Below are 22,222 nucleotides of genomic sequence, written 5' to 3'. Positions count from 1 at the left end.
ATAGGGTCATGAGCTCCATTTCAATGATTAACGCCGATTTACATTGCCATTCCGTAGTCTCAGACGGCACATTAACGCCAGAGGCCTTGGCTGAACGCGCCAAAGAAAATGGTGTGTACTTATGGGCGCTTACTGATCATGATGAGTTGGGTGGACAAGGGCGAGCAAAAGCAGCAGCAAGCGCACTCAATATTGACTATCTTGGAGGCGTAGAAATTTCTGTGACATGGATGGGTCAAACAATCCATATTGTTGGTTTAGGGATTGATGCTGATCATGTTGGCTTGATTGAAGGATTACGTCGTACTCGCGAAGGTCGTGGAAACCGCGCTAAGTTAATGGCAGAGCAATTGCTAAAGGTCGGAATACCAGGGGCATACGAAGGCGCATTGCATTACGCTGGTAATCATGACCTTATCTCTCGTACTCACTTTGCACGTTATTTAGTGGAGCAGGGTGTTTGTAAAGATACGGAACAGGTCTTCAAAAATTATTTGGTTGAAGATAAACCTGGTTATGTTCCCCATGTCTGGTCCAAGCTAGATGATGCAGTAGCCTGGATTAAGGCAGCCGGTGGCGTAGCAGTGATTGCCCATCCGGGCCGCTATAACTTTAATGCCCTGCAGATGGATGAGCTGTATAAACACTTTAAAGATATTGGTGGCCTAGGTATTGAGGTCATTACTGGTAGCCATACTCCAGACCAATACCAAGAGTATGGAAAAATTGCCCAACAATATGGTTTTTTAGCTTCCCGAGGTTCCGACTTTCATGACCCTTCAGAAAGTCATACTGATTTAGGTATTTTGCCGCTTTTACCCGAACACCTGACGCCTGTTTGGTCCGTGTTTCATTAATTCATTTAGTTACAGATAAAGAGATAAAGAAAAAAGATGTTTGCTGAACGTGTTCTCTCTGGTATGCGCCCCACAGGTAATTTACACTTGGGTCACTATCATGGCGTATTAAAAAATTGGGTTCGCCTCCAATCTGAATATCCCTGTTTCTTTTTTGTCGCGGATTGGCATGCTTTAACTACCCATTACGAAACACCAGATGTCATTGAACAATCGGTATGGGATATGGTGATTGATTGGCTAGCAACGGGTGTTGATCCAAACCAATCTACTCTATTTATCCAAAGCAAAGTTCCTGAGCATGCTGAACTTTTCTTGTTGTTATCGATGGGAACCCCATTGGGCTGGCTTGAGCGGGTACCTACCTATAAAGACCAGATTGAAAAATTAAAAGAAAAAGATCTGCAAACCTACGGCTTTTTAGGTTATCCACTTTTACAAGCGGCAGATATTTTGATTTACCGTGCACAGTTTGTCCCTGTCGGAGAAGACCAAGTTCCCCACGTAGAGATGACGCGTGAAGTAGCGCGCCGCTTTAATTATTTATATGGACGTGAGCCTGGTTTTGAAGAGAAGGCTTTAGAAGCCGTGAAAAAGCTGGGTAGCAAGCGCGCGAAAATGTACGCAGAATTACGTGTAGCGTTTCAAGAGCGCGGGGATGATGAGGCCTTAGAACAAGCTAAAGCCTTGTTGCAAGAAGCGCAAAGTCTTTCCATGGCTGATCGTGAGCGATTATTTGGCTTCTTAGAGGGTTCACGCAAGATTATTTTGCCCGAGCCGCAAGCCTTGCTGACTTCAGCCTCACGTATGCCTGGTATCGATGGTCAGAAGATGTCTAAGTCTTATGGCAACACTATTAGTATTCGTGAGCTGCCAGAAGAAGTCATCAAAAAGATTAGAACAATGCCTACTGATCCTGCTCGAGTTCGTAGAACAGATGCTGGTGATCCAGCACGCTGCCCAGTATGGCAATTACATACTGTGTATTCCAATGAAGAAACCAAGCAATGGGTAGATAAAGGTTGTAAGTCTGCAGGTATTGGCTGTCTGGAGTGTAAGCAACCTGTGATAGATTCCATTTTGGCCGAGCAGCAACCGATGTTTGAGCGTGCCCAAAAATATCTGGATGATCCCAGCTTGCTGCGTTCTATCATTGCTGATGGTTGTGATAAGGCCCGTAAGGTAGCTCAAGAAACAATGCGTGAGGTTCGCGAGGCGATGGGTCTTGCATACGATTAAGGCTCCGAATTGTCTATAAGTCATGATGCAAATTTGGAGGCTTCACCATGGGTGAGGCGCTTTGCCCCTTGTATCGCAAATCCAGGATTGATATTAGATCTTGCTTGTGGATCCGGTCGCCATTCGCGCTATCTGGCGAACTTGAATTATTCAGTCATTGCAGTTGATCAGGACGTGAGTCTGATTGAGGCTAATGCTGATATTCGTATCAGTCCTCAAAAGCTTGATTTAGAGTTAGAGGAATGGCCCTTAATGGGGAGTCATTTTGATGGGATCGTGGTGACGAATTACCTGTACCGACCCCATTTAGACCAATTGCCCCAAATGTTGAATGAGGGAGGGGTTCTGATTTACGAAACTTTTGCCCAAGGCAACGAAGTATTTGGTAAGCCCTCCAACCCTAATTTCCTCTTAAAAACAGGTGAATTGCTCGCTTTAGCCTCAAGGTATAGTCTCAAAGTGTTGGCTTATGAGGATATTTATCTTGATCGCCCCAAGCCAGCCATGATGCAGCGGATCTGTGCCGTAAAAGGTAATCCAAAAGGGCACATTCCGTTACAATTTCAGGGTTAAGACAGTTAAAAATCGGTATATATTCGGTGACAAATACAGCCCCTTCAGCAGGTAGCAAAAAGCCCATTTCTGGCAGCATGCCGGCTATTGTTACGCCAATGCTCGAAGATGGCAGCTTAGATTACCCTGGTTTGCGTGCTTTATTAGACTGGCATGTGACAGAGGGTAGCGATGGTATTGTGATTGTTGGGACTAGCGGTGAGTCCCCAACGGTTTCAGTAGAAGAGCATTGCGAGTTAATTCGCGTCACCGTAGAACATATTGCTGGCAGAATTCCAGTGATTGCAGGCACAGGTGGTAACTCTACTCTCGAGGCTATTGAACTTACTCAGTTTGCAAAAAAAGTTGGTGCAGATGCAAGTTTGCAGGTTGTTCCTTATTACAACAAGCCAACTCAAGAGGGCATGTATGCCCACTTTAAAAAGATTGCAGAGTCTGTTGATCTCCCGGTAATTTTGTATAACGTGCCCGGTCGTACTGTTGCTGATATGGCGGGTGATACTGTAGTTCGTCTTGCAGGGGTTCCTGGCATTATTGCGATCAAGGATGCTACTGGTAGTCTTGAGCGTGGAACGATATTGATGGCTGATCTTAAAAGCGCAGGCCATCATCACTTCTCTGTTTTTTCTGGTGATGATCTCACGGCAGCCATGTTGATGCTCATGGGCGGTAAGGGCAATATCTCGGTAACCGCAAATGTAGCTCCACGTCTCATGCATGATTTGTGTGTAGCTGCCATGTCAGATAATGTGCAAAAGACCCGCGAGATTCAGTACAAATTAATTGCAGTACATAAAGCGATGTTCATTGAAGCTAATCCTATTCCCGTGAAATGGGCGCTACATCAGATGGGCAAAATCACAGCTGGCATTCGCCTGCCATTAACCCCTTTAAGTGAGCCATTGCGTGAGCCCTTAAAGACAGCATTAAAACAGGCAGGCTTACTATGATGGTTTTTGTACAGTTGCTTCGTCGATATCTATCGATCCTAGTGGTTTTTTTAATTGCCTTTGGTGCCTTAACGGCTTGCAAGTCGATTTCTAGTAACGATACGGTTGACTACAAAGGTAGTGGCGCTATTCGTGGTCCTAACCTAGCGTATCCCCCAGATTTGATTACATCACAAGCAGATCGCCGATATATTGTGCAAGATGGTTCGGCAACGATGTCGGACTACAACGCTGCAGTGAAAAAATCCTCACAGCTCCGTAATAACGTGATGACTGGCATCCCTGGCATGCGGATCGCACGTGATGGCGAACGACGTTGGCTAGTTGTTGAGAAGCCTGCTCCAGAGCTTTATCCTCAAATAAAAGATTTTTGGCAAGAGAACGGTTTCTTATTAATCGTTGACTCGCCATCGACAGGAATTATGGAAACCGATTGGGTAGAGAATCGTGCCAAGATCTCTCAAGATTTCATTCGCTCCACACTAAGCAGTGTTTTAGATAGTATTTACGATACCGGTGAGCGCGATAAATACAAAACCCGTTTAGAGGCTAGTAAGCCCACTGAGACCGAGATTTACATTACCCAACGTGGCGCGGTGGAACAATGCGTACGCGATGCTACTCAAAACTGTATTTCTACTATTTGGACTTCACGCCCTAATGACCCAGAGTTAGAAGCTGCATTCTTGGCGCGTTTGATGGAACGACTGGGAATGACGCAAGAAAAAGCCAAAGCAATGGTAGCTACGCCTTTAGGTCCAAAAACACCCAAAGCGAAATTTGTGCAAGATGGCATCAATCAGGCACACATCGAGTTGAGCGCAGGCTTTGATCGTTCATGGCGTGATGTTGGTTTAGCACTTGACCGCTCCAACTTCTCAGTTGAAGACCGCAATCGTTCTAGTGGTGTCTACTACGTGCGCTATGTGAATCCGAAGGATTTGGGAGATACCAAAGGGTTCTTCTCAAATTTGTTTAGTAGCAAAGATGATTCAAGCTTAAAAGCGAAAAAATTCCAGGTTGTGATTAAGACGACAGGCGACAATTCGACTAGTGTTTATGTGCAGGATGCCGATAGCAAGCCTGAAAATACCCCAGCTGGATTCCAATTACTAACATTACTTGCTGAGCAATTAGAAAGATAAGCAACTGCGCTTCTTAGCAAATAAAAAAGCCGCTTTTCAGCGGCTTTTTTTCTTCAAGTAGAAGATTACTTCTTAGCGTCAGCAGCTGGAGCAGCAGGTGCAGCAGGTGCAGCAGCAGGAGCTTCAGCAGCAGGAGCGGCTGGAGCAGCAGCAGGAGCTTCAGCAGGTTTTGCTTCTTCTTTTTTACCGCAAGCGGCCAAAGCGATAGCCAACATAGCAGCGAATAATAGTGACTTCTTCATGTGTTGTTTCCTCTAAAAAAATTACAGCAATTACCGGTAATTGTTGTTGGATTATTCAAGGGATTATCCCTAGGTATTTTCCAGCAATTATTATATCCATCTATTGTTTAGATCTTAAAAACTAGCCATCCGGATAAGTAGGCTTCATACAGGCTGGATGGGGAAACTTCCTTCAAATCCTTGTAAATCAAAGCCTTTTTAGAAGCCAAAGTACCCCAGGCCCTTTGTATTTGGCTAGTTTGTCCTTTTGAAACCATCTCTCCATTGCAAAATATATCCCGATTCAGAGCAAGAATACGGGTTTGAGGATGTGCTGCTAAGGCCTGAGAACCCAGTTGCCTGGCAAATTGTTTGGGGGTGAGGGGTATGGCAGGCCCACTGAAATAGGCTTGCTGTTTAGGCTCGCTTAAATAGGCTGTAATACCAGGAAGAAACTGGCTTAATTGATCGAGCTTTAAACCCCTCAATTTCTGCTCAAGCTGTTTAATTAATTCTGCGGGAAGTTGTTCTGCTTGTTTGCTAGCACCTTGCTTAGGATCTGCAAACTTATGATTGAGTTCGGGAATATCCTCTAATGACTCAGCAAGTCTCCATAATCCCTCCTGGAGTAATTCTTTAAAGCTTGGGGAGCGAAAACCTACCGACCAGGTTTGACATCCTGAATCGAGTGCAATTCCGTCATGGGCTATATGAGGGGGTAAGTACAGCATGTCGCCTGGTTCTAAAACCCACTCGTGCTCCACAACAAAGTTCTGCAAAATTTTGAGCGGAAGATTTGGGTTGAGACTGAGATCTTTCTGTTCTGAGATCTGCCACCGTCTTCTACCTGACATCTGGATCAAGAAGACATCATAGGAATCAAAGTGGGGGCCAACGCCACCTCCAATTCCGGCAATGCTAATCATTAAATCATCTAGGCGTGAGTCAGGTATAAAGCGAAACCAAGATAAGACTGTTGCCGCTGCAGGATGATGGGCCTCCATGCCTTGAAGCAATAAAGTCCAGTCAGGTTGCTTGACCTTGGGCAAGGATTTTTTCTTGAAAGGACCTAGCTCAAAACTCCATGGTTTTGACTGAATTAAGCGAGACTCCACCAAATCGTTGCCAGCAAGATTAAAGAGCGCCTCTCCTGAGATTGGGCTATTCAGGCCTTGATGACTAGCGCTAGCCAGAGAAAAGGCCGGAATAGCACCGCGAACCAATAAAGGCTTTTTATGCCAATACTGTTTCATGAACTGATCTGGGCTGATTCCCCCAAATAAGGCCCATGGCTGGTTTATAGGCAGGTTTTTAGGCGCTTGGGGCGGTTGATATGGATTGCTCAAGTAAAATGAGTTCATAAAGTAAAAGCTTGATAGAAATTGATTAAAAACAAATGTTTGACAGATTCCGTATGAAGATTGAAAAAAATACTGTTGTATCCCTTCGTTATAAGCTAACCGATGCTCAAAATAATATTATCGAGGAGCCTGATTCTCCGATGGTATACCTGCACGGTGGCTATGAGGGTACTTTCCCCAAAATTGAGACTCTGCTCGATGGCCAAGATATTGGTTACGAGGCTAGTGTGCAATTAGAGCCCAATGAAGCATTTGGAGAATACGATCCTGAGTTGCTCAAGATAGAGCCCCGCACCCGTTTTCCGGAGCCCTTAGAAGTAGGTATGCAATTTGAAGGTGTACCCGATGCCGATGAGGAATCAGCTGAGGTAGATGATGCAGATGAAGAGCCATTAATTTACACAGTTACTGACGTTGCTGATAACCAAGTAGTTTTAGATGGAAATCATCCTTTGGCTGGCATGGCTTTACGCTTTTGGGTGCAGGTTGAGGATGTGCGTGCTGCAACCGAAGAAGAAATTGAAAATCGTCACCCAAAAGGGGGTGAGAGCTTTGCCTTTGGTATGCCTAACGATGACAGTGATGCCGAGGATGATGAAGGCTTTTCAGGAAATACATTAGGCTCAGGAAGTTCTAATCCACGTACTTTGCACTAACAAAACAACTTTAGATTACTCTTTTAGCCATTCTTTAATGGCATCTAGCTCACGCTTAGTATCGCTTGCACCACTATTGTCAGTGGGCGTGTTGTTGAGTTTAGCAATCATCTTTTCGAGTGCTGCAATTTTGACTTCCTGCTCGATAGTGGCATCAATCAACCCTTTTAATGCCATCGAGACCGGGTCATCCACATTAGGCGTGACGCCATAAGCAGAAAAATATTCTTTGGTTTTACTATCCGGACTTTGTGGAAGATCGGGATGAAGGATTCGTGCTGGTATACCGACAGCAGTTGCTCCTGGCGGAATTTCTTTTAGAGCAACAGCATTAGAACCAACACGCGCACCATCGCCAACGGTAAAGCCGCCAAGTACTTTTGCTCCTGCACTAATCACTACGCCCTTACCAAGAGTTGGGTGACGTTTAACACCTTTGTATAAGGAAGTGCCGCCTAAGGTGACACCTTGATAAATAGTGCAGTCATCGCCAATTTCAGTAGTCTCACCAATCACGATACCTAGCCCGTGATCCAAAAAAACTCTACGTCCAATTTTTGCACCTGGATGAATTTCAATGCCAGTGAGAAAACGTGCAAACACAGACATGAGTCGTGCAATCCACTTTAATCCTAGGCCCCATAAAAAATGCGAGACACGGTGTAGCCAAACAGCATGCAAGCCAGGGTAACAAGTGATGACCTCGAGGCGATTTCTAGCGGCGGGATCGCGAACAATAATCGAGTCAACGTGGTCGAAAAGGGAATTAAACATGGTTTGATTTTAACGGGATGCGCTTATTTTCTCAGGAGCATCTGTTTAGCAATGCCGCGCAATAGATCAATTTCTTCTTTTTGGAGGCGGCTACGGGCAAATAAGGCCTGTAGACGGGGCATTAATTTCTTGGGATTGGCGGGATCCAGGTAGCCAATTGCCTCTAAACCGCTTCGCCAATGTTCTAGCATGGCAGCGATAGCGGCAGGATCAGCATAATCAATCCCACTATCAGAGCTGTTTATATTAGCCTCGGATTTATCGGGGATAACACTCAAAGTCTCCCTCAGAGTGAAAGCACAGACCATCAAGGCCTGGGCAAGATTGAGGGATGGATAGTCAGGATTGGCGTCAAGCCAGACTCGATGGGTACAAAGCGCCAGATGTTGATTATCTAAGCCGGTTCGCTCAGGACCAAAAACCAGAGCCACAGTTTGGTCTGCATTAAGCGTTTGTTTAATGAGGCTGCGAGCTTCTTCCCAATTGAGTGTGGGAGGGCCAAATTCTCGGTCTCGACTAGTGAGACCTAATACCAATGAGCAGCCAGCAAGGGCAGATTCAAGAGATTGGCTTTCTTGAGCATTTGCAAGAACATCACTCGCGCCGCTGGCTAAGGCGATTGCCTCAGGCAATTGCGCCACTCTCTGGGTCTTGGGATTGACTAGACGAAGATCATTAAACCCCATTGTTTTTAAGGCGCGCGCGGCTGAACCTACGTTGCCGGGGTGGCTGGTTTCTACAAGCACCCAGCGCAGGAGAGAGGCATTCTTAGCATTCATGGGATTGTGATTGTTGCTTGGGAAGAGGGTTGAGTAGGCAAATCGTTTAGAATCAGTCTGTTAGCTACATATTGTCATGCAATATTACAAGCTTGTTCTTATTTAATTTGTCCATCAAAACTATGCATCCCATGTTAAATGTGGCCATTAAGGCTGCCCGTCGTGCAGGAACTGTGATCAACAGAGCTTCTCTCAATCTAGAGCGCCTGCAAGTTGATCGTAAACAGCATAATGATTTTGTTACCGAGGTGGACAAAGCTGCAGAGGCAGCCATCATTGAAACTCTTAGTGAAGCCTATCCAAGCCATGGTTTTTTGGCTGAAGAGACAGGCGAGCACAATGTTGATGCAGAAAATGTGTGGATCATCGATCCCTTAGATGGCACAACCAATTTCATTCATGGCTTTCCGCAATATGCAGTATCAATTGCCTTGGCGGTAAATGGCGTTACACAGCAAGCAGTAGTTTATGACCCTACACGTGATGAGCTGTTTACTGCTACTCGCGGTTCCGGTGCCTATCTTGATCGCCGTCGTTTACGAGTGGGCGCTCAAGATCGTTTAGCAAGCTGTTTGATTGGCACGGGTTTTCCTTATCGCGAAGACCAAGACTTAGAAAAGTATTTAAAAATCTTTGGTGAAATGTCGCGTCAATGTGCAGGTTTGCGCCGTCCTGGTGCTGCATCACTTGATTTAGCTTACGTTGCTGCTGGACGTTACGATGGATTTTTTGAGAGCGATCTCAAGCCATGGGATATGGCAGCAGGTGCTTTATTAATTACCGAATCGGGCGGATTAGTTGGTAACTATCGAGGTGAAGAAGGCTTCTTGAAGAGTGGTGAAGTGATGGCAGCAAACCCTCGTATCTATGCACAGATGGTGCAGCTGCTCTCGAAATATTCGAATTCTTAATTTAATACTGAAATAAGGCTGACTTGATTGGGTTTAATTAAGTCAATGAATAGAGCGCCATGACCATTGATCAGCAAGGCGTTTGCTTTGGGCATGATGCTCTCAGGATGGTCTAGATCCCAGTCTGAAAGTACCCAACGCTGCCAGGATTGCTCACCCAGTTGCTCTCGATGATGGGCGGGTAGGTGAGTATGCCCATGAATCAAGTGAATGCCATCTTGCGCTCTTAGCATTGCTGCACATGCTTCAAGAGTCACATCGTTTCTGATGTTATTTTCTCTGACAGAAATTCTTGCACCATTTTGATATTGAGTATGACTGTTGCTACGCAGAAGCTTAGCAATCGATTTGCGCCATAACAGAGGCAGGCTCAAAAATAATCGCTGAACCCATGCCTTTCTGGTCCATCGTCTAAAGATTTGATATCCCTCATCAGCGGTACAGAGAACATCGCCATGACTCAATACATATTTTTTTCCGGCAATTTCAATACAAGTCGGATCTGCTAGTAATGTCATCCCAGTTTTTTTTAAATAGCTAGTGCCAACTAAGAAGTCCCGGTTCCCATGGATGTAATAGGTTTTAACTTTAGTTGATAGATTGGCGAGTGCTCGCCTTACTTCTTGCTGAAAAGGGGAGGTACTTGCAGCGTCATCACCCACCCAATATTCAAATAAATCTCCCAAAACAAAGACAGCCTCCACTTTGGGGCCCTCTTTTTCGCAAAAATCAAAGAAGCGTTGCGCCGTCAGAGGCATTGACGGCGTGAGATGCAGGTCTGATATGAGCAGCGCGCTCTTGTATTGCGGGATCATTCCTCTAAAACTGTGGCCTTCTCGATCACAACATCTTCAGATGGAACGTCTTGATGAAAACCAGAGGAGCCAGTTTTGACTTTACGAATCTTATCAACGACATCCATACCGTCAGTCACTTTTCCAAAGACAGCATAGCCCCAACCTTGAGCATTTGGTGCAGTGTGATTTAAAAAATCATTGTCATTGATATTGATGAAGAACTGGGCTGTTGCTGAATGGGGATCGCTAGTACGCGCCATGGCAACTGTGCCACGTTCATTCTTAAGACCATTATTGGCTTCATTCTCAATCTCTGCACCTGTGGGCTTTTGTTTCATGCCAGCAGTCATGCCGCCGCCTTGAATCATGAAGTTATCAATCACGCGATGAAAGATGGTCGAATCGTAATGGCCGCTCTTTACGTATTGTAAAAAATTGGCAACACTCTTTGGAGCCTTAGCTGAATCTAGTGTGAGGGTGATATCACCCTGATTTGTTTGTAACAGTACTTTTGCCATAGTTTGGTTTACTTTCAGTAGGGGTAGACGGATGGAATGGGGGAAGAAATGGGCGCAGGAGCAGGTGCAGGAGTAGGAGCAGAACCAGGCGCATATGTAGGGGCAGGAGCAGGTGTTGGTATAGGCTTTGCTGCTGGGCCAACTACAGGACGTTTGGGAGGCTTGAGAACATCGAGCAATGCTTTGGCGCGATTGGTGTATTGGCGTTGATTGGTGAGTGCACCCTTGGCTGCATTTTCATAAGCTTGAGCACCTAAGCGGATATAAATTTCACCTAAATTTGCTGAAGCAATGGCATAAGTAGGGCGTAGTTTTAAGGCAAGCTCTAAATAATCTCTTGCTTCAATCCAGTTGCCTTGGTTTGCGGCAATCGCTGCTAAGTTGTTGTAAGGCTCTGGCAATTCTGGAAATTGCTGGGTAATTTCAATTAAGGTTTTTTTCGCATCTTCAAACTTACGCATTTCAATTTGTAGTCGCGCTTTTACAAATCGAATTTGCACATTACGCGGATTTGTTTTGAGTTGCGTATTGATGAGATTGACGGCATCTTGATATTGACGTGCCTTGACTAACTTTTCTACATCCGGCGGAACAGCATTTTTTGGAATAGGGTCTGGTTCAATGATCAGAAAAGAAAAGAATGGCACAGCCACCGTATCTGAAAGTTCAGGATTTAAGGGGTCATATCCAGTATCTGCTGATAGTCTGGGTGGATCGATTGGGCTATATCCACCCAAGTAGGGTTGAGTAGCAGCTTGGGGGGACTTCATTTGCTGAGCATTTAGGGCAAAGAGTTCGGCCTGCGTTCGTTCTTGGGCGGGGGTAGTACAGCCTGCCAATAGAAGCAGGGAGCATGCGCCTAATAGAGGCAGTAATAGGCTTGGGCGTGGAGCTAAGAAGGTTACGGACATAGAGAAGGGGGTGTAAAACGGGCTCATTCGATATACTCAGCGCTCAGTCTAACAAATTGGCGCTACTTGCCCAACCTTTATACCCCTATGCTGCAAATCTATAACACCCTAAGCCGCTCAAAACAGCTCTTTAAGCCCATCGTACCGGGGAAAGTGAAAATGTATGTCTGTGGCATGACGGTGTATGACTTTTGCCATATTGGCCATGCCAGGGTCATGATTGTCTTTGATATGGTCGTCCGCTGGCTTCGGGCTAGCGGGTATGAGGTTATATACGTCCGTAATATTACGGATATTGATGACAAAATTATTAATCGGGCCATCGAAAACGGCGAGCCTATTTCGGCATTAACAAAACGATTTATTGACGCTATGCATGCCGATTCTGATGAATTAGGCCTCATGCATCCTGACCAAGAGCCGCGTGCTACAGATTACATTGCAAAAATGCAGGGCATGATTGGCAAGTTGATTGAAAATGAATTGGCCTATCAAGCAGACGATGGTGACGTCAATTTTGCAGTCCGTTTATTTCCTAACTATGGATCTCTCTCTGGTAAATCATTAGATGAGCTCAATGCTGGTGAGCGCGTAGTTATCAGCGGAGGAAAGCGCGACCCCTTGGATTTTGCTTTGTGGAAAAGCGCTAAACCAGAAGAGCCAGTAGACACTCGTTGGAAATCACCATGGGGTGAAGGTCGTCCGGGTTGGCATATCGAATGCTCTGCAATGTCATGTGAATTACTTGGTGAACATTTTGATATTCATGGTGGTGGTGCTGATTTGCAATTTCCTCATCATGAAAATGAGATCGCTCAAAGTGAAGGCGCTCTTTATGGCAAAGATCGCAAGTTAGAAGACGCCCCCTTCGTCAATTACTGGATGCACAACGGTCATATTCGCGTTAATGAAGAGAAAATGTCAAAGTCGCTGGGAAACTTCTTTCTCATACGTGATGTTTTAAAGAGTTTTGATCCTGAGGTACTGCGTTTTTTCATGCTCAAGGCACATTATCGAAGCCCTATTAATTACAGCGATGCTCAACTTGAAGAGGCTCGAGCTGGCTTAGTGCGCCTTTATACGGCCTTAGCTCAAGTCACACTGAGCCAAGCAGTTAAAGCAGAGCTAACAGACCTTCAAAATCCTTGGGTGATGCGTTTTACCCAGGCAATGAATGATGACTTTAATACTCCAGAAGCGATCGCCGTGTTATTTGATTTGGCAAGCGAAGTTAATCGTACTCAAGGAGACGAAAAGCTAGTGTTGGCGAGTACCTTGCAATCTCTTGGTGGTGTTCTGAACTTCTTGCAGCGCGATCCAACATCCTTCCTGCAATCGGGCACTAAGGATGAAGAGGGTTTGTGTCCTGCGATGATTGATGAGCAAATTGCGGCGCGAGTTGCGGCCAAGAATGCAAAAGATTTTGCACAAGCCGATTCCATTAGAAAAGCGCTTCTGGCTCAAGGAATCGTATTGGAAGATAAGCCGGGCGGCATTACCGAATGGCGAAGAGCGTAGTGAGTCCTGTTAAAGAAAAGTTGAATCAAGAGGAACTGGCTCCAGCATATTGGGAGCAAGCTTGCCGGGAGTTAATGAAGCAAGACCGTATCTTGAAAAAACTAATACCAAAATATGGTTCTGGATTTTTAGTGACGCGTGGTGACGCATTTAATACTTTAGCCAGATCGATTGTTGGGCAGCAGATATCTGTTGCCGCAGCTCAGTCAGTTTGGAATAGAGTGCTTACCGCTAGCAAGAAAAAAGTGAATCCTAAAAATATCCTGGCTCTTTCCGTGGACGAATTGCGTGCGGCTGGTTTATCTGGTCGCAAGGTGGAATACATTCGGGATTTAGCTGAGCATTTTGATTCTGGGCGTCTCCATGCCTCTCAGTGGAAAGACATGGATGATGAGAGCGTTATTAAGGAATTGAGCGATATTCGAGGAATTGGACGCTGGACAGCAGAAATGTTCCTCATTTTTAACTTAGTACGCCCCAATATCCTGCCTCTAGACGATGTAGGGCTGATTCGGGCCATTTCTCTCAATTACTTCAGCGGAGAGCCTGTTAGCCGTCATGAAGCCCGTGAAGTAGCTGCAAATTGGGCCCCTTGGCGAACCGTAGCCACCTGGTATATGTGGAGAAGTATCGACCCCATCCCAGTTGAATATTAAAATCAGCATATGAAAACGACTTTCTTAGATTTTGAGCAGTCAATCGCAGAATTAGAATCCAAGATTGAAGAGCTGCGTTTTGTGCAAGATGAATCATCAGTAGATATTTCTGATGAGATTAAAACGCTTGCTGAAAAAAGTCAGCAGCTGACTAAAGATGTATACGCTAATTTAACGCCTTGGCAGGTCTCTCAAGTTGCTCGCCATCCGCAGCGTCCATATACCTTAGATTATGTCGCCGCCTTATTTACTGATTTTCATGAGTTACATGGCGATCGGACTTTTGCTGATGATCAATCGATCATTGGAGGTCTCGCGCGTTTTGAGAATCAGCCTTGCATGGTCATTGGTCATCAAAAAGGTCGCGATACTAAAGAGCGTGCCCTTCGAAACTTTGGAATGAGTCGTCCAGAAGGTTATCGCAAGGCGATGCGCTTAATGCGTCTTGCTGAAAAATTTGGATTACCTGTATTTACTTTTGTGGATACGCCAGGCGCCTTTCCTGGAATCGATGCGGAAGAGCGCAATCAATCTGAAGCAATTGGTCGAAATCTCTATGTTCAGGCTGAACTCACAGTACCCATTATTGCCACCATTATTGGTGAAGGGGGTTCCGGTGGTGCTTTAGCAATTGCGATGGGTGATGTCGTCTTAATGCTGCAAAACTCTACCTACTCTGTGATTTCTCCAGAAGGGTGTGCCTCTATTTTGTGGAAGACTGCCGATAAAGCATCTGAGGCTGCTGAACAATTGGGTTTAACAGCTCAGCGGATTAAAACTTTGGGCCTGATTGACAAAATTGTCCCTGAGCCGATTGGCGGCGCACATCGGGATTACGACACGATGATGGTCAATATGCGCAAAGCACTTGCTGAGTCATTGAAGACTTTTGATGGCATGAAAGAAGATGCACTACTAGAGCGCCGTCATGAACGTCTAATGAGTTATGGCAAGTTCAAGGAAATCACAGCAAAATCCTAATCTAGGAACACGGATTGCGGTAGCCTTAAGCGGTGGCCTCGATTCCGTGGTGCTGCTCGACTCTGTTTGCAAAACCCAAGCTGCCAATAAACACCCTGCAGAAATTTGGGCTTTTCATATTCATCATGGCCTACAAAAGCCAGCAGATGATTGGTTTATCTTTTGTGAAAAGCTAGCTAAAAAATACCAAATCCATTTTGATTTTCGTCTCCTGCATTTAGGTCATGAGCCTACGCAAGGTAATGTCGAGGCTAGAGCTAGAGCAGGGCGATATGAGGCATTAGCAGAGTTGTGTGGCGAACATGGCATTGAAGATTTGCTATTAGCCCATCATCAGAATGATCAAGCAGAAACTGTCTTACTACAATTATTGCGAGGATCTGGCGTAGCAGGTCTTGCAGCAATGTCTGAAGTGCGTGAACTCAAAAACAGCGGTACAGTAATTCGGCTATGGCGACCCCTCATAAATCAGAGCAAGGCCGAGCTAGAGGCTTATGCAAAAGCCAATAAGCTCAAGTGGATTGAGGACCCTAGTAATCAGAATATTCAATATCGACGCAACGCAATCCGCAAGCAAATCATGCCGCGTCTGGAAAAAATTCAAGCTGATGCAGTTGCGGGCTTAGCGCGGAGTGCAAAGGTTTTAGCGGAGGCGCAATTACTACTCGATCGTCTAGCAAAACAAGATGGCAGTGCAGTGATAGAGCAAAAAGGTTTGAGAGTGAAGCCATTGTTAGCGCTAGCTCAGAAAGACCTACCTGCAGCCAATAATCTGGTGAGGTATTGGCTCAAGTCGCACGATCTAGCAATGCCATCTCAAGAACGTTTAGCCTCTTGGTGGAAAGATCTTGCGGGCGTAAAAGTAGATGCTCAGTTAGAGTGGCTTCATGATGATCTATCCATTCGTCTATGGCGAGGATTGCTACAAGTAAGCCAAGCGCAGTCAGGGCAATGGCTATTTAAAAAGCTGCCTGCCAGAGGCAAGACTCTAGGACTACCAGCCAAATGGGTAGAAGATGCTCAAAAAAATGGATTAATTACACTCAAACCCAGGCTAGGGTCTGAGAAGATTCAAATTAAGCCCAATGCTCCAAGAAGGTCTCTTAAAAACCTGTTCCAAGAGGGTGATATTCCGCCTTGGCAGCGCCAAGCCCCATTGCTGTTTATTGATGGTGAGTTAATTGCCGTTGCTGGAATAGGTGTCAGTTATCCCCACTTGCTTGCTACTGGGCCGCGGGTTTTGCCGGAGTGGGTCGAGTCGGCCTTTTAGCTACAAAACCCTGTAAAATAAGCCCTTTTTAGATCCTTAGGGAACATTGTTCCCCTTTAAAAGACGGTTTTATGGCTCTTATCGTTCATAAATATGGCGGCACCTCCATGGGCTCGGTAGAGCGCATTGGGAATGTTGCTAAACGCGTTGCTAAATGGATGCGTGCTGGCCACCAGGTTGTAGTGGTGCCTTCTGCCATGTCCGGCGAAACAAATCGCTTGCTAGGCTTGGCAAAAGAAATTAATCCCGACGCTCATCCACGCGAATTAGATCAAATTGCTTCTACTGGTGAGCAAGTTAGCTCAGGCTTATTAGCCTTGGCATTAATGCGTGAAGGTGTGGATGCTGTGAGTTACGCCGGATGGCAAGTCACTGTGCATACGGATTCATCATTTACTAAAGCGCGTATTAAAAGTATTGATGATCAAAAAATCTTAGCTGACTTAAATGCTGGACGTGCAGTAGTGGTTACAGGTTTTCAGGGAGTTGATCCCCAAGGCAACATCACTACTTTAGGCCGCGGTGGTTCTGATACCTCTGCAGTAGCGATGGCTGCGGCATTAAAGGCGGATGAGTGCTTAATTTATACCGATGTAGACGGTGTGTATACGACTGATCCTCGTGTCTGTGAAGATGCACGTCGCTTAGATAAGATTACTTTTGAAGAGATGCTAGAGATGGCAAGCTTAGGGTCTAAGGTATTGCAGATCCGCTCGGTAGAGTTTGCAGGAAAGTACAAAGTTAAAACCCGGGTTCTGTCTTCTTTGACAGATCCTTTGATGCCCCTCGATATAGAGATGAAGTCGGGCACCTTGATTACATTTGAAGAGGACAGCACTATGGAAGCCGCAGCTATTTCCGGCATCGCCTTTGCGCGTGATGAAGCCAAGATTACCGTTCTAGGAGTACCTGATCGCCCTGGTATTGCCTATCAAATATTAGGGCCGATTGCTGATGCGAACATCGATGTCGACATCATCATTCAAAACCAATCAGTCGATGGCATCACTGACTTTACCTTCACTGTGCCACGCTCTGATTATCAAAAAGCGCTTGATCTCTTGAGAAGTACCGTTCAATCTCAGATCGAAGCAAAAGAGATCTCTGGCGATCCTAAGGTTTCTAAGGTTTCTGTTGTTGGCGTAGGAATGCGTTCTCATGTTGGTATCGCCAGCAAGATGTTCCGCACGTTGTCGGAAGAGGGTATCAATATCCTCATGATCTCAACCAGTGAAATCAAAATCTCTGTCGTGATTGATGAGAAATATATGGAATTAGCAGTACGAGCCTTACATAAGGCATTTGAGCTAGACCAGAAGTAAAAAGCATTAAAACGCAGTAAAACCCCCATCAGGCGCTAATCCGTTAAACTGTGGGTCGTTGTAAGAGTTCAAGTACGGAGACGTGGCCGAGCTGGTCGAAGGCACTCCCCTGCTAAGGGAGCATCGGGGCTAAAACTCTGATCGGAGGTTCGAATCCTCTCGTCTCCGCCAGTACTTGATTGAAAAGCCCCTCATAGGGGCTTTTTTATTGGTGGTGACAGCCGGGCTAACCCTCATTCACATGAGGATCATGTTAATAATCAATTATTATGTTTGATATTAATTTCTTTGTTTTTTACGAGGCGCAATATGTCCTTAACCAAAGTTTCGATTGCAGTAGTTCTTGCAGCTATTAGCTTTATTGCATTTTCTGCTCCGTTAATTAGCCCTAAAGAAGCGGAGTTACCCAATTCACCACCGACCTTATCTACTAGGGGTATTTCTCGTGGTCCTACCATTAAATTAAATTCTCCTGAGGCTGATGCCCCGGTTGTTTCACCTTTCGAATTTAAGGTGAGCTTTGATGCGCGAGGAGACTCAAAGATTGATCCAAATTCAGTCAAAGTCATTTATATGAAATCTCCTTTTGTAGATCTCACACCTCGATTAAAAAATGCAATTTCTGCAAATGGAATTGATTTTTCTAAAGCAGAAGTTCCTCCAGGTACACATACCATTCGTATTACTGTTAAGGATAGCGAAGGTCGTGAAACAAATTCAGTGGTTAATCTGGTGGTTGCTAAGTAATGAATTGCCCATATTGCCTATCCGAGGTTTCTCAGGATGCAGTGGTATGTAAAGTATGTACTCGGGATCTTTACCTATTTAAACCGATGATGGCAAAAGTAGCGGATTTAGAAAAGCAGCTATTAGAAATTCCCAATCAAGAAGCATATGAAAAGCGAATTGCTGAATTAGAGATATTGCTTGATGAACATGATCAAGCTGCAGCATCATCAAAAGGTACGACTGGCTGGTTATTGGATATAGCACTATATTTAGTTATTCCATTATTGCTACTCCTATTGGCTCACTGGTTGATTGTTGTGGTGTATGACACCAAAATGATTTATCTCAGAATCGTGTCTATGATTTTGCCGCTGCCATTTGCCTATTTTTTATTTAGAGCGCACCCGCATAAATTATTACCATGGTTCATTGGCACAGCATTTTTATCCATTACCTCTGTTATAGGCATGAGTTGGATTACCAGTATGGTCGATCATTCGCCAGTCTTCCCTCAAAACTTGTTTGAATGGAAAGAGCTCATTGAGTATTCTGCAAGTATTGCCTTTAGCTTCCTAACGGGCATGCTACTTGGTGGAGTAGCTTATGCAAGCAAGCAAAGACACCGCCGTAAAACTAGAATTAGCCCATTCATGAAGGCGGTAGCAACTGGCTTAGGTGATGGAAAAATGAGTCCAAGCAACATCTATACCATTATGAAAACCATGCAGGATTATGGAGCAACGGTCATTGCTTTAGGAACTACGGCCTTGTCTTTGTATACGGGGCTAAAAGGAATTGTTGGGAGCTAAATCGATGAAGAAATTATTTATATCTATATTGCTAGTTTTGGGCGTTTACCCTTTAAGTGTATTTGCTCAATCGGATTGCTCTTCAGCGCTGATGTTACGTTTTGATGATGGCTCTACTGGATGTATGACTGATAGCAAATTTTTTAGTATCAAGCGTAATATAAGTGCTGGCAGCGTTTCTGTTATTGATACAGTCGTTAATCCAGAAAAGTATTACATTGCAATGACTAAAAATCCAAAAACTTGCCCTATTAACTATATGCGTACAGACTGGGGTGGTAGGAATTTGACTCAGTCAAATATATTAAATCGGTGCGAAGATGAGATTGCCGATAGGGCACTAAAGCAAAATAAAAGTCCTGCAGGGTGTGAGTGTGAAATCGTATATGACAAAACGCGTTCAAAAAATATCACGCTTTCAAAGCCTGCCTTTGAGGCTAAAACTAGAGCCTGGCTTGCAAATATACAAAAATCTAATCAATTTGCAGATCAATTTACAGACGAAGAAAAGAAGTCTAACGATCTTTTTTTAGCGGAGTTTATGAAGCAACCAGATGGGGCATCAAGTAGTGTGGCAACAAATCAAGCTGCCGATAAGAGGCTGCAGGAAGAGCTACTTAAGAAGCAGCAATTAGATCAAAAGGAAAAAGAGCTTGCTGAAAAAGCTCGTATAGAAAAAGAAAAGGCCCTTGCTGAAGAAAAACGTATTGCTCAGGAGATCGCCTCAAAAGGTCAGTTGGATAAGGATGCAGCTAATAAAGCGCGTCTTGACAAAGAAAAATCGATTGCCGAAGAAAAACGCATAGCGCAAGAGCTAGCTAAGGTTCAGGCCTTAGAAAAGGAAAAGGCGGACTTAATCGCTAAGCTTCAACTTGAGAAAGATGCGAGAGAAAAGGCTGCATCTACCAAGGTGGTCAGTGACGAAGCTCGCATATTAGCTTTGCGCAAAGAGCTTGAAAAAGAAATTCGCGCCAGTATACAAAGCGAAACTTCTACTAAGAACGCTAGTGCTTCACCCAAGGTCTTTGCTAATCGAAAAGCGCTAGTTATTGGCAACGATTCTTATCAAAAGGTTTCATCACTAGCAAATGCACGTGAGGATGCCAAGGTTTTGGCGGAGAGCCTTAATTCTCTGGGATATAAAGTTACCCTTAAATTAGATGTTACTGAGAAGCAATTTAAATCTGAGTTGCGGTCATTTAAGAATCAAGTTCAGCCCGGTGATGAGGTGGCTCTGTTTTATGCTGGCCATGGCGTACAAATAGCCTCTACAAATTATTTACTTCCTATTGATATAGGTGGACAGAGCGAGGAAGAAGTTAAGGATGAAGCCGTATCCTTGCAACGATTATTAGATGATATGAATGAGAGGGGCGCTAAATTTACCTTAGCCATGATTGATGCCTGTCGAGACAATCCTTTTAAAGGATCTGGTAGAAGCGTAGCTGGTGGTCGAGGTCTTGCACCCACTACAGCCGCTACTGGTCAGATGATTGTATTTTCTGCTGGCTCAGGTCAGCAAGCTTTAGATAAGCTTGGCCCAGGGGATAAGAGCAAGAATGGATTATTCACAAGAGTTTTTGTGAAGGAGATGCAAAAGGCTGGTGTCTCTGTTGATCGCGTAGTACGAAATGTACGATCAGAGGTTGTATCCCTGGCTAAATCTGTAGGGCATGATCAAGTGCCTGCAATTTATGACCAGGTAGTTGGGGAGTTTTACTTCAGGCAATAACCCCCTCCATTTATTGATTTCTAAAGCCCCTCATAGGGGCTTTTTCTTTTCCCCATCTTTTATCTATATCTGTTGCTCATCCCTTTATTCCCTAGGTATTTCCACTGATTTTATGACTATAGTACTGTAGTTCAGTACTTCTGTAGTATAGTAGTGGCAATGAAGCGCACCATACCGAAAACCCAACTGGCTTTGGAATACATCGAAAAGGGGATGAGTGCTGCCCAGGCAGCTAGAAAACTCGAGATCTCTGAATCTGGGGTCTACGCTGCATTACGTAAAACCAAGGCTAAAGACCTTGGCTGTTGTCCTACTTGTGGTCACAAACTAAGGAAATAAGATGAAAAAGACACTCTTAGCTATTGCTTGTATCTTGGTCGCTGCAGTGGCGTATGCCAATAATGTCTCAGACTCTTCAGAACTCGTTACCCAGCAGTGCAAGATCTCAGCTGAGGCAGTATCAACCTTAAAGGGCCTACGGTATGGCAATACCGCCATTCGTAAGGATGTGGCAAGTCTGATTAAGCAAAGCCTTAAAACCCCCGAAAACCGAGAAATCGCTAATAAGACCTTAAATCAGATGGTGGATGACAAACTCACTGATGTGAGAAGCCTAGAGGGGAAGTATTGTTCGTGAGGGATTTTCTCTATCTAGCGAGTATCTTTGCTCGTAGGGTAGCTGATGGCTGAAATTGCTCTATGCCCAGAGTGTGGAAATATGCGGCCAGTATTTGATCAGTGTCCGCACTGTGGATCCACTGAAGCTCCATCTTTATCTGCTGATACGATTGAAATTAATCTAAAGCAAGGTCAGCCCTTGGTGGAGGATGCTTTAGAAAACCTAACCCATCATCTTCGTCGCTCTATAGATTTAGGAATAAAAGCGATTGTCTTAATTCATGGATATGGTTCAGGGGGTGAGGGTGGACAGATTAAGCGAGCGGTACATCAGGCCCTAGAAAACAATCGCTATTCAGACCGAGTCGATGAATATTACTTCGGCGAACAGGTCCCATACGGTAGTTCAGCCTATCAACTACTAGTAAAACGGCGCCCTGGGTTAAAAAGCTACCTGCAACAGTTCAAAATGGGCAACCCTGGCATTACGATTCTATTATTGAGACCTTACGACAGAAGTGCTTAGAATGGCGGTATATCCTTACAAAGGCAGACTATGACTACAACAAAACCCAGTTCAACCGGTTCAAACGAGATTAATCCAGAGCATCTGCTTGGTGATTTTAAGGCGCTCATGGCTGATGCTGAGGCGCTGATTAAGGCAACCGCGAGTCATGAGGACGGCACAATTGCCTCTATTCGATCTAAAGCAATGGATACTTTGAGCAATGCGAAAGAAAACCTTTCGAATCTAGAAGGCTCTTTATCGGATAAGGCAAAAGTTGTAGCGGAAAGCGCCGATGAATTTGTCCACCGCAGTCCATGGGAAGCTGTTGGTGTTGCAGCAGGCCTAGGTTTGTTGATTGGACTTTTGATACGTCGCCACTAAGCCTTA

26 protein-coding genes and 1 tRNA gene are annotated in these 22,222 nt (G+C 44.8%); 20 read left to right on the top strand and 7 right to left on the bottom strand.

The genetic code is table 11. The features are described 5' to 3' along the window. The first annotated feature begins 8 nt into the window (after window positions 1-8). The 5 genes from ICN38_RS04675 to bamC all read left to right on the top strand — a co-directional run bounded on the left by ICN38_RS04675 (window position 9) and on the right by bamC (window position 4,764). Window positions 9-857: a 3',5'-nucleoside bisphosphate phosphatase gene (locus ICN38_RS04675; RefSeq protein ID WP_216255686.1), complete on the top strand. Its 849-nt coding sequence runs from the start codon at window positions 9-11 to the stop codon at window positions 855-857. 36 nt (window positions 858-893) lie between these two features. Beyond that, window positions 894-2,096: a tryptophan--tRNA ligase gene (locus tag ICN38_RS04670; protein WP_216255685.1), complete on the top strand. Its 1,203-nt coding sequence runs from the start codon at window positions 894-896 to the stop codon at window positions 2,094-2,096. A gap of 9 nt (window positions 2,097-2,105) precedes the next feature. Beyond that, window positions 2,106-2,669 (top strand): bifunctional 2-polyprenyl-6-hydroxyphenol methylase/3-demethylubiquinol 3-O-methyltransferase UbiG, encoded by a 564-nt coding sequence (locus tag ICN38_RS04665; protein ID WP_216255682.1) that lies wholly within the window; start codon window positions 2,106-2,108, stop codon window positions 2,667-2,669. A 77-nt stretch (window positions 2,670-2,746) separates the two neighbouring features. Next, the gene (dapA, locus tag ICN38_RS04660) at window positions 2,747-3,619 is read left to right on the top strand and encodes a 4-hydroxy-tetrahydrodipicolinate synthase (protein WP_216256259.1); all 873 of its coding nucleotides are present in this window, start codon (window positions 2,747-2,749) and stop codon (window positions 3,617-3,619) included. Continuing rightward, complete coding sequence (gene bamC / locus ICN38_RS04655) at window positions 3,619-4,764, top strand: outer membrane protein assembly factor BamC (protein ID WP_255562715.1); 1,146 nt, start codon at window positions 3,619-3,621, stop codon at window positions 4,762-4,764. The genes dapA and bamC overlap by 1 nt, the downstream gene beginning before the upstream one ends. A 65-nt stretch (window positions 4,765-4,829) precedes the next feature. Here bamC and ICN38_RS04650 read toward each other — a convergent pair whose 3' ends face one another. Continuing rightward, window positions 4,830-5,006: a hypothetical protein gene (locus ICN38_RS04650; RefSeq protein ID WP_216255677.1), complete on the bottom strand. Its 177-nt coding sequence runs from the start codon at window positions 5,004-5,006 to the stop codon at window positions 4,830-4,832. A 107-nt stretch (window positions 5,007-5,113) separates the two neighbouring features. After that, window positions 5,114-6,346, bottom strand: a complete 1,233-nt coding sequence (locus tag ICN38_RS04645; RefSeq protein ID WP_216255675.1) for a cupin domain-containing protein — start codon at window positions 6,344-6,346, stop codon at window positions 5,114-5,116. A 53-nt stretch (window positions 6,347-6,399) separates the two neighbouring features. On the opposite strand from ICN38_RS04645, the gene ICN38_RS04640 reads away from it, so the two are divergent. Beyond that, window positions 6,400-7,002 (top strand): peptidylprolyl isomerase, encoded by a 603-nt coding sequence (locus ICN38_RS04640; protein WP_216256258.1) that lies wholly within the window; start codon window positions 6,400-6,402, stop codon window positions 7,000-7,002. A 15-nt stretch (window positions 7,003-7,017) separates the two neighbouring features. Here ICN38_RS04640 and cysE read toward each other — a convergent pair whose 3' ends face one another. Then, complete coding sequence (gene cysE / locus ICN38_RS04635; protein WP_216255673.1) at window positions 7,018-7,776, bottom strand: serine O-acetyltransferase; 759 nt, start codon at window positions 7,774-7,776, stop codon at window positions 7,018-7,020. A 23-nt stretch (window positions 7,777-7,799) separates the two neighbouring features. After that, window positions 7,800-8,555: an RNA methyltransferase gene (locus tag ICN38_RS04630; protein ID WP_216255671.1), complete on the bottom strand. Its 756-nt coding sequence runs from the start codon at window positions 8,553-8,555 to the stop codon at window positions 7,800-7,802. 122 nt (window positions 8,556-8,677) lie between these two features. On the opposite strand from ICN38_RS04630, the gene ICN38_RS04625 reads away from it, so the two are divergent. Further along, the gene (locus tag ICN38_RS04625; RefSeq protein WP_216255669.1) at window positions 8,678-9,466 is read left to right on the top strand and encodes an inositol monophosphatase family protein; all 789 of its coding nucleotides are present in this window, start codon (window positions 8,678-8,680) and stop codon (window positions 9,464-9,466) included. On the opposite strand, the gene ICN38_RS04620 is transcribed toward ICN38_RS04625, so the two are convergent. The 3 genes from ICN38_RS04620 to ICN38_RS04610 are packed head-to-tail and all read right to left on the bottom strand — an operon-like array spanning window position 9,463 to window position 11,692. Continuing rightward, window positions 9,463-10,281: a UDP-2,3-diacylglucosamine diphosphatase gene (locus tag ICN38_RS04620; protein ID WP_216255667.1), complete on the bottom strand. Its 819-nt coding sequence runs from the start codon at window positions 10,279-10,281 to the stop codon at window positions 9,463-9,465. The genes ICN38_RS04625 and ICN38_RS04620 overlap by 4 nt on opposite strands. Beyond that, the gene (locus ICN38_RS04615) at window positions 10,278-10,781 is read right to left on the bottom strand and encodes a peptidylprolyl isomerase (RefSeq protein ID WP_216255665.1); all 504 of its coding nucleotides are present in this window, start codon (window positions 10,779-10,781) and stop codon (window positions 10,278-10,280) included. The genes ICN38_RS04620 and ICN38_RS04615 overlap by 4 nt, the downstream gene beginning before the upstream one ends. 14 nt (window positions 10,782-10,795) lie before the next feature. Further along, entirely contained in the window at window positions 10,796-11,692 is an 897-nt protein-coding gene (locus tag ICN38_RS04610) for a tetratricopeptide repeat protein (protein WP_255562714.1), read from the bottom strand. A gap of 87 nt (window positions 11,693-11,779) precedes the next feature. Between ICN38_RS04610 and cysS the strand changes: the two genes are divergently transcribed. The 13 genes from cysS to ICN38_RS04545 all read left to right on the top strand — a co-directional run bounded on the left by cysS (window position 11,780) and on the right by ICN38_RS04545 (window position 22,216). Then, the gene (gene cysS / locus ICN38_RS04605; RefSeq protein ID WP_216255661.1) at window positions 11,780-13,210 is read left to right on the top strand and encodes a cysteine--tRNA ligase; all 1,431 of its coding nucleotides are present in this window, start codon (window positions 11,780-11,782) and stop codon (window positions 13,208-13,210) included. After that, entirely contained in the window at window positions 13,195-13,866 is a 672-nt protein-coding gene (locus ICN38_RS04600; protein ID WP_216255659.1) for a DNA-3-methyladenine glycosylase, read from the top strand. Before cysS ends, ICN38_RS04600 begins: the two co-directional genes overlap by 16 nt. 9 nt (window positions 13,867-13,875) lie before the next feature. Then, window positions 13,876-14,847, top strand: a complete 972-nt coding sequence (locus ICN38_RS04595; RefSeq protein ID WP_216255657.1) for an acetyl-CoA carboxylase carboxyltransferase subunit alpha — start codon at window positions 13,876-13,878, stop codon at window positions 14,845-14,847. Beyond that, window positions 14,813-16,117, top strand: a complete 1,305-nt coding sequence (tilS, locus tag ICN38_RS04590; protein ID WP_216255655.1) for a tRNA lysidine(34) synthetase TilS — start codon at window positions 14,813-14,815, stop codon at window positions 16,115-16,117. Before ICN38_RS04595 ends, tilS begins: the two co-directional genes overlap by 35 nt. Window positions 16,118-16,188: 71 nt before the next feature. Further along, window positions 16,189-17,439, top strand: a complete 1,251-nt coding sequence (locus ICN38_RS04585) for an aspartate kinase (protein WP_216255653.1) — start codon at window positions 16,189-16,191, stop codon at window positions 17,437-17,439. 76 nt (window positions 17,440-17,515) lie between these two features. Next, window positions 17,516-17,610, top strand: a tRNA-Ser gene (locus ICN38_RS04580). 138 nt (window positions 17,611-17,748) lie between these two features. Then, entirely contained in the window at window positions 17,749-18,186 is a 438-nt protein-coding gene (locus ICN38_RS04575) for a hypothetical protein (RefSeq protein ID WP_216255651.1), read from the top strand. An 89-nt stretch (window positions 18,187-18,275) separates the two neighbouring features. Continuing rightward, complete coding sequence (locus tag ICN38_RS04570; RefSeq protein WP_216255649.1) at window positions 18,276-18,977, top strand: hypothetical protein; 702 nt, start codon at window positions 18,276-18,278, stop codon at window positions 18,975-18,977. A 4-nt stretch (window positions 18,978-18,981) separates the two neighbouring features. Further along, entirely contained in the window at window positions 18,982-20,709 is a 1,728-nt protein-coding gene (locus tag ICN38_RS04565; protein ID WP_216255648.1) for a caspase family protein, read from the top strand. 159 nt (window positions 20,710-20,868) lie between these two features. Continuing rightward, window positions 20,869-21,048, top strand: a complete 180-nt coding sequence (locus ICN38_RS04560; protein WP_216255646.1) for a helix-turn-helix domain-containing protein — start codon at window positions 20,869-20,871, stop codon at window positions 21,046-21,048. 1 nt (window position 21,049) lies between these two features. Then, window positions 21,050-21,346: a hypothetical protein gene (locus tag ICN38_RS04555; RefSeq protein WP_216255644.1), complete on the top strand. Its 297-nt coding sequence runs from the start codon at window positions 21,050-21,052 to the stop codon at window positions 21,344-21,346. Window positions 21,347-21,391: 45 nt separating this feature from the next. Then, window positions 21,392-21,853, top strand: a complete 462-nt coding sequence (locus ICN38_RS04550; protein ID WP_216255642.1) for a Smr/MutS family protein — start codon at window positions 21,392-21,394, stop codon at window positions 21,851-21,853. Window positions 21,854-21,883: 30 nt separating this feature from the next. Continuing rightward, window positions 21,884-22,216, top strand: coding sequence for a YqjD family protein (locus ICN38_RS04545; protein ID WP_216255640.1), 333 nt, complete (start codon window positions 21,884-21,886; stop codon window positions 22,214-22,216). Window positions 22,217-22,222: the final 6 nt, after the last annotated feature.

It is taken from the genome of Polynucleobacter sp. AP-Melu-500A-A1 (assembly GCF_018882125.1).
In the GTDB taxonomy this organism is placed as follows: Bacteria; Pseudomonadota; Gammaproteobacteria; order Burkholderiales; family Burkholderiaceae; genus Polynucleobacter.
The sequence above is the reverse complement of the archived record's forward strand: the minus strand, read 5'-3'. Positions and strand labels throughout refer to the sequence as shown.

Excerpts from the sequence above, each read along its gene's own strand:
- ICN38_RS04675 (WP_216255686.1), top strand. The coding sequence starts at position 9 with ATGAGCTCCATTTCAATGATTAACGCCGATTTACATTGCCATTCCGTA.
- ICN38_RS04670 (WP_216255685.1), top strand. The coding sequence starts at position 894 with ATGTTTGCTGAACGTGTTCTCTCTGGTATGCGCCCCACAGGTAATTTA.
- dapA (WP_216256259.1), top strand. The coding sequence starts at position 2,747 with ATGCCGGCTATTGTTACGCCAATGCTCGAAGATGGCAGCTTAGATTAC.
- bamC (WP_255562715.1), top strand. The coding sequence starts at position 3,619 with ATGGTTTTTGTACAGTTGCTTCGTCGATATCTATCGATCCTAGTGGTT.
- ICN38_RS04650 (WP_216255677.1), bottom strand. The coding sequence starts at position 5,006 with ATGAAGAAGTCACTATTATTCGCTGCTATGTTGGCTATCGCTTTGGCC.
- ICN38_RS04645 (WP_216255675.1), bottom strand. The coding sequence starts at position 6,346 with ATGAACTCATTTTACTTGAGCAATCCATATCAACCGCCCCAAGCGCCT.
- ICN38_RS04640 (WP_216256258.1), top strand. The coding sequence starts at position 6,400 with ATGAAGATTGAAAAAAATACTGTTGTATCCCTTCGTTATAAGCTAACC.
- cysE (WP_216255673.1), bottom strand. The coding sequence starts at position 7,776 with ATGTTTAATTCCCTTTTCGACCACGTTGACTCGATTATTGTTCGCGAT.
- ICN38_RS04630 (WP_216255671.1), bottom strand. The coding sequence starts at position 8,555 with ATGAATGCTAAGAATGCCTCTCTCCTGCGCTGGGTGCTTGTAGAAACC.
- ICN38_RS04625 (WP_216255669.1), top strand. The coding sequence starts at position 8,678 with ATGCATCCCATGTTAAATGTGGCCATTAAGGCTGCCCGTCGTGCAGGA.
- ICN38_RS04620 (WP_216255667.1), bottom strand. The coding sequence starts at position 10,281 with ATGATCCCGCAATACAAGAGCGCGCTGCTCATATCAGACCTGCATCTC.
- ICN38_RS04615 (WP_216255665.1), bottom strand. The coding sequence starts at position 10,781 with ATGGCAAAAGTACTGTTACAAACAAATCAGGGTGATATCACCCTCACA.
- ICN38_RS04610 (WP_255562714.1), bottom strand. The coding sequence starts at position 11,692 with ATGTCCGTAACCTTCTTAGCTCCACGCCCAAGCCTATTACTGCCTCTA.
- cysS (WP_216255661.1), top strand. The coding sequence starts at position 11,780 with ATGCTGCAAATCTATAACACCCTAAGCCGCTCAAAACAGCTCTTTAAG.
- ICN38_RS04600 (WP_216255659.1), top strand. The coding sequence starts at position 13,195 with ATGGCGAAGAGCGTAGTGAGTCCTGTTAAAGAAAAGTTGAATCAAGAG.
- ICN38_RS04595 (WP_216255657.1), top strand. The coding sequence starts at position 13,876 with ATGAAAACGACTTTCTTAGATTTTGAGCAGTCAATCGCAGAATTAGAA.
- tilS (WP_216255655.1), top strand. The coding sequence starts at position 14,813 with ATGGCAAGTTCAAGGAAATCACAGCAAAATCCTAATCTAGGAACACGG.
- ICN38_RS04585 (WP_216255653.1), top strand. The coding sequence starts at position 16,189 with ATGGCTCTTATCGTTCATAAATATGGCGGCACCTCCATGGGCTCGGTA.
- ICN38_RS04575 (WP_216255651.1), top strand. The coding sequence starts at position 17,749 with ATGTCCTTAACCAAAGTTTCGATTGCAGTAGTTCTTGCAGCTATTAGC.
- ICN38_RS04570 (WP_216255649.1), top strand. The coding sequence starts at position 18,276 with ATGGCAAAAGTAGCGGATTTAGAAAAGCAGCTATTAGAAATTCCCAAT.
- ICN38_RS04565 (WP_216255648.1), top strand. The coding sequence starts at position 18,982 with ATGAAGAAATTATTTATATCTATATTGCTAGTTTTGGGCGTTTACCCT.
- ICN38_RS04560 (WP_216255646.1), top strand. The coding sequence starts at position 20,869 with ATGAAGCGCACCATACCGAAAACCCAACTGGCTTTGGAATACATCGAA.
- ICN38_RS04555 (WP_216255644.1), top strand. The coding sequence starts at position 21,050 with ATGAAAAAGACACTCTTAGCTATTGCTTGTATCTTGGTCGCTGCAGTG.
- ICN38_RS04550 (WP_216255642.1), top strand. The coding sequence starts at position 21,392 with ATGGCTGAAATTGCTCTATGCCCAGAGTGTGGAAATATGCGGCCAGTA.
- ICN38_RS04545 (WP_216255640.1), top strand. The coding sequence starts at position 21,884 with ATGACTACAACAAAACCCAGTTCAACCGGTTCAAACGAGATTAATCCA.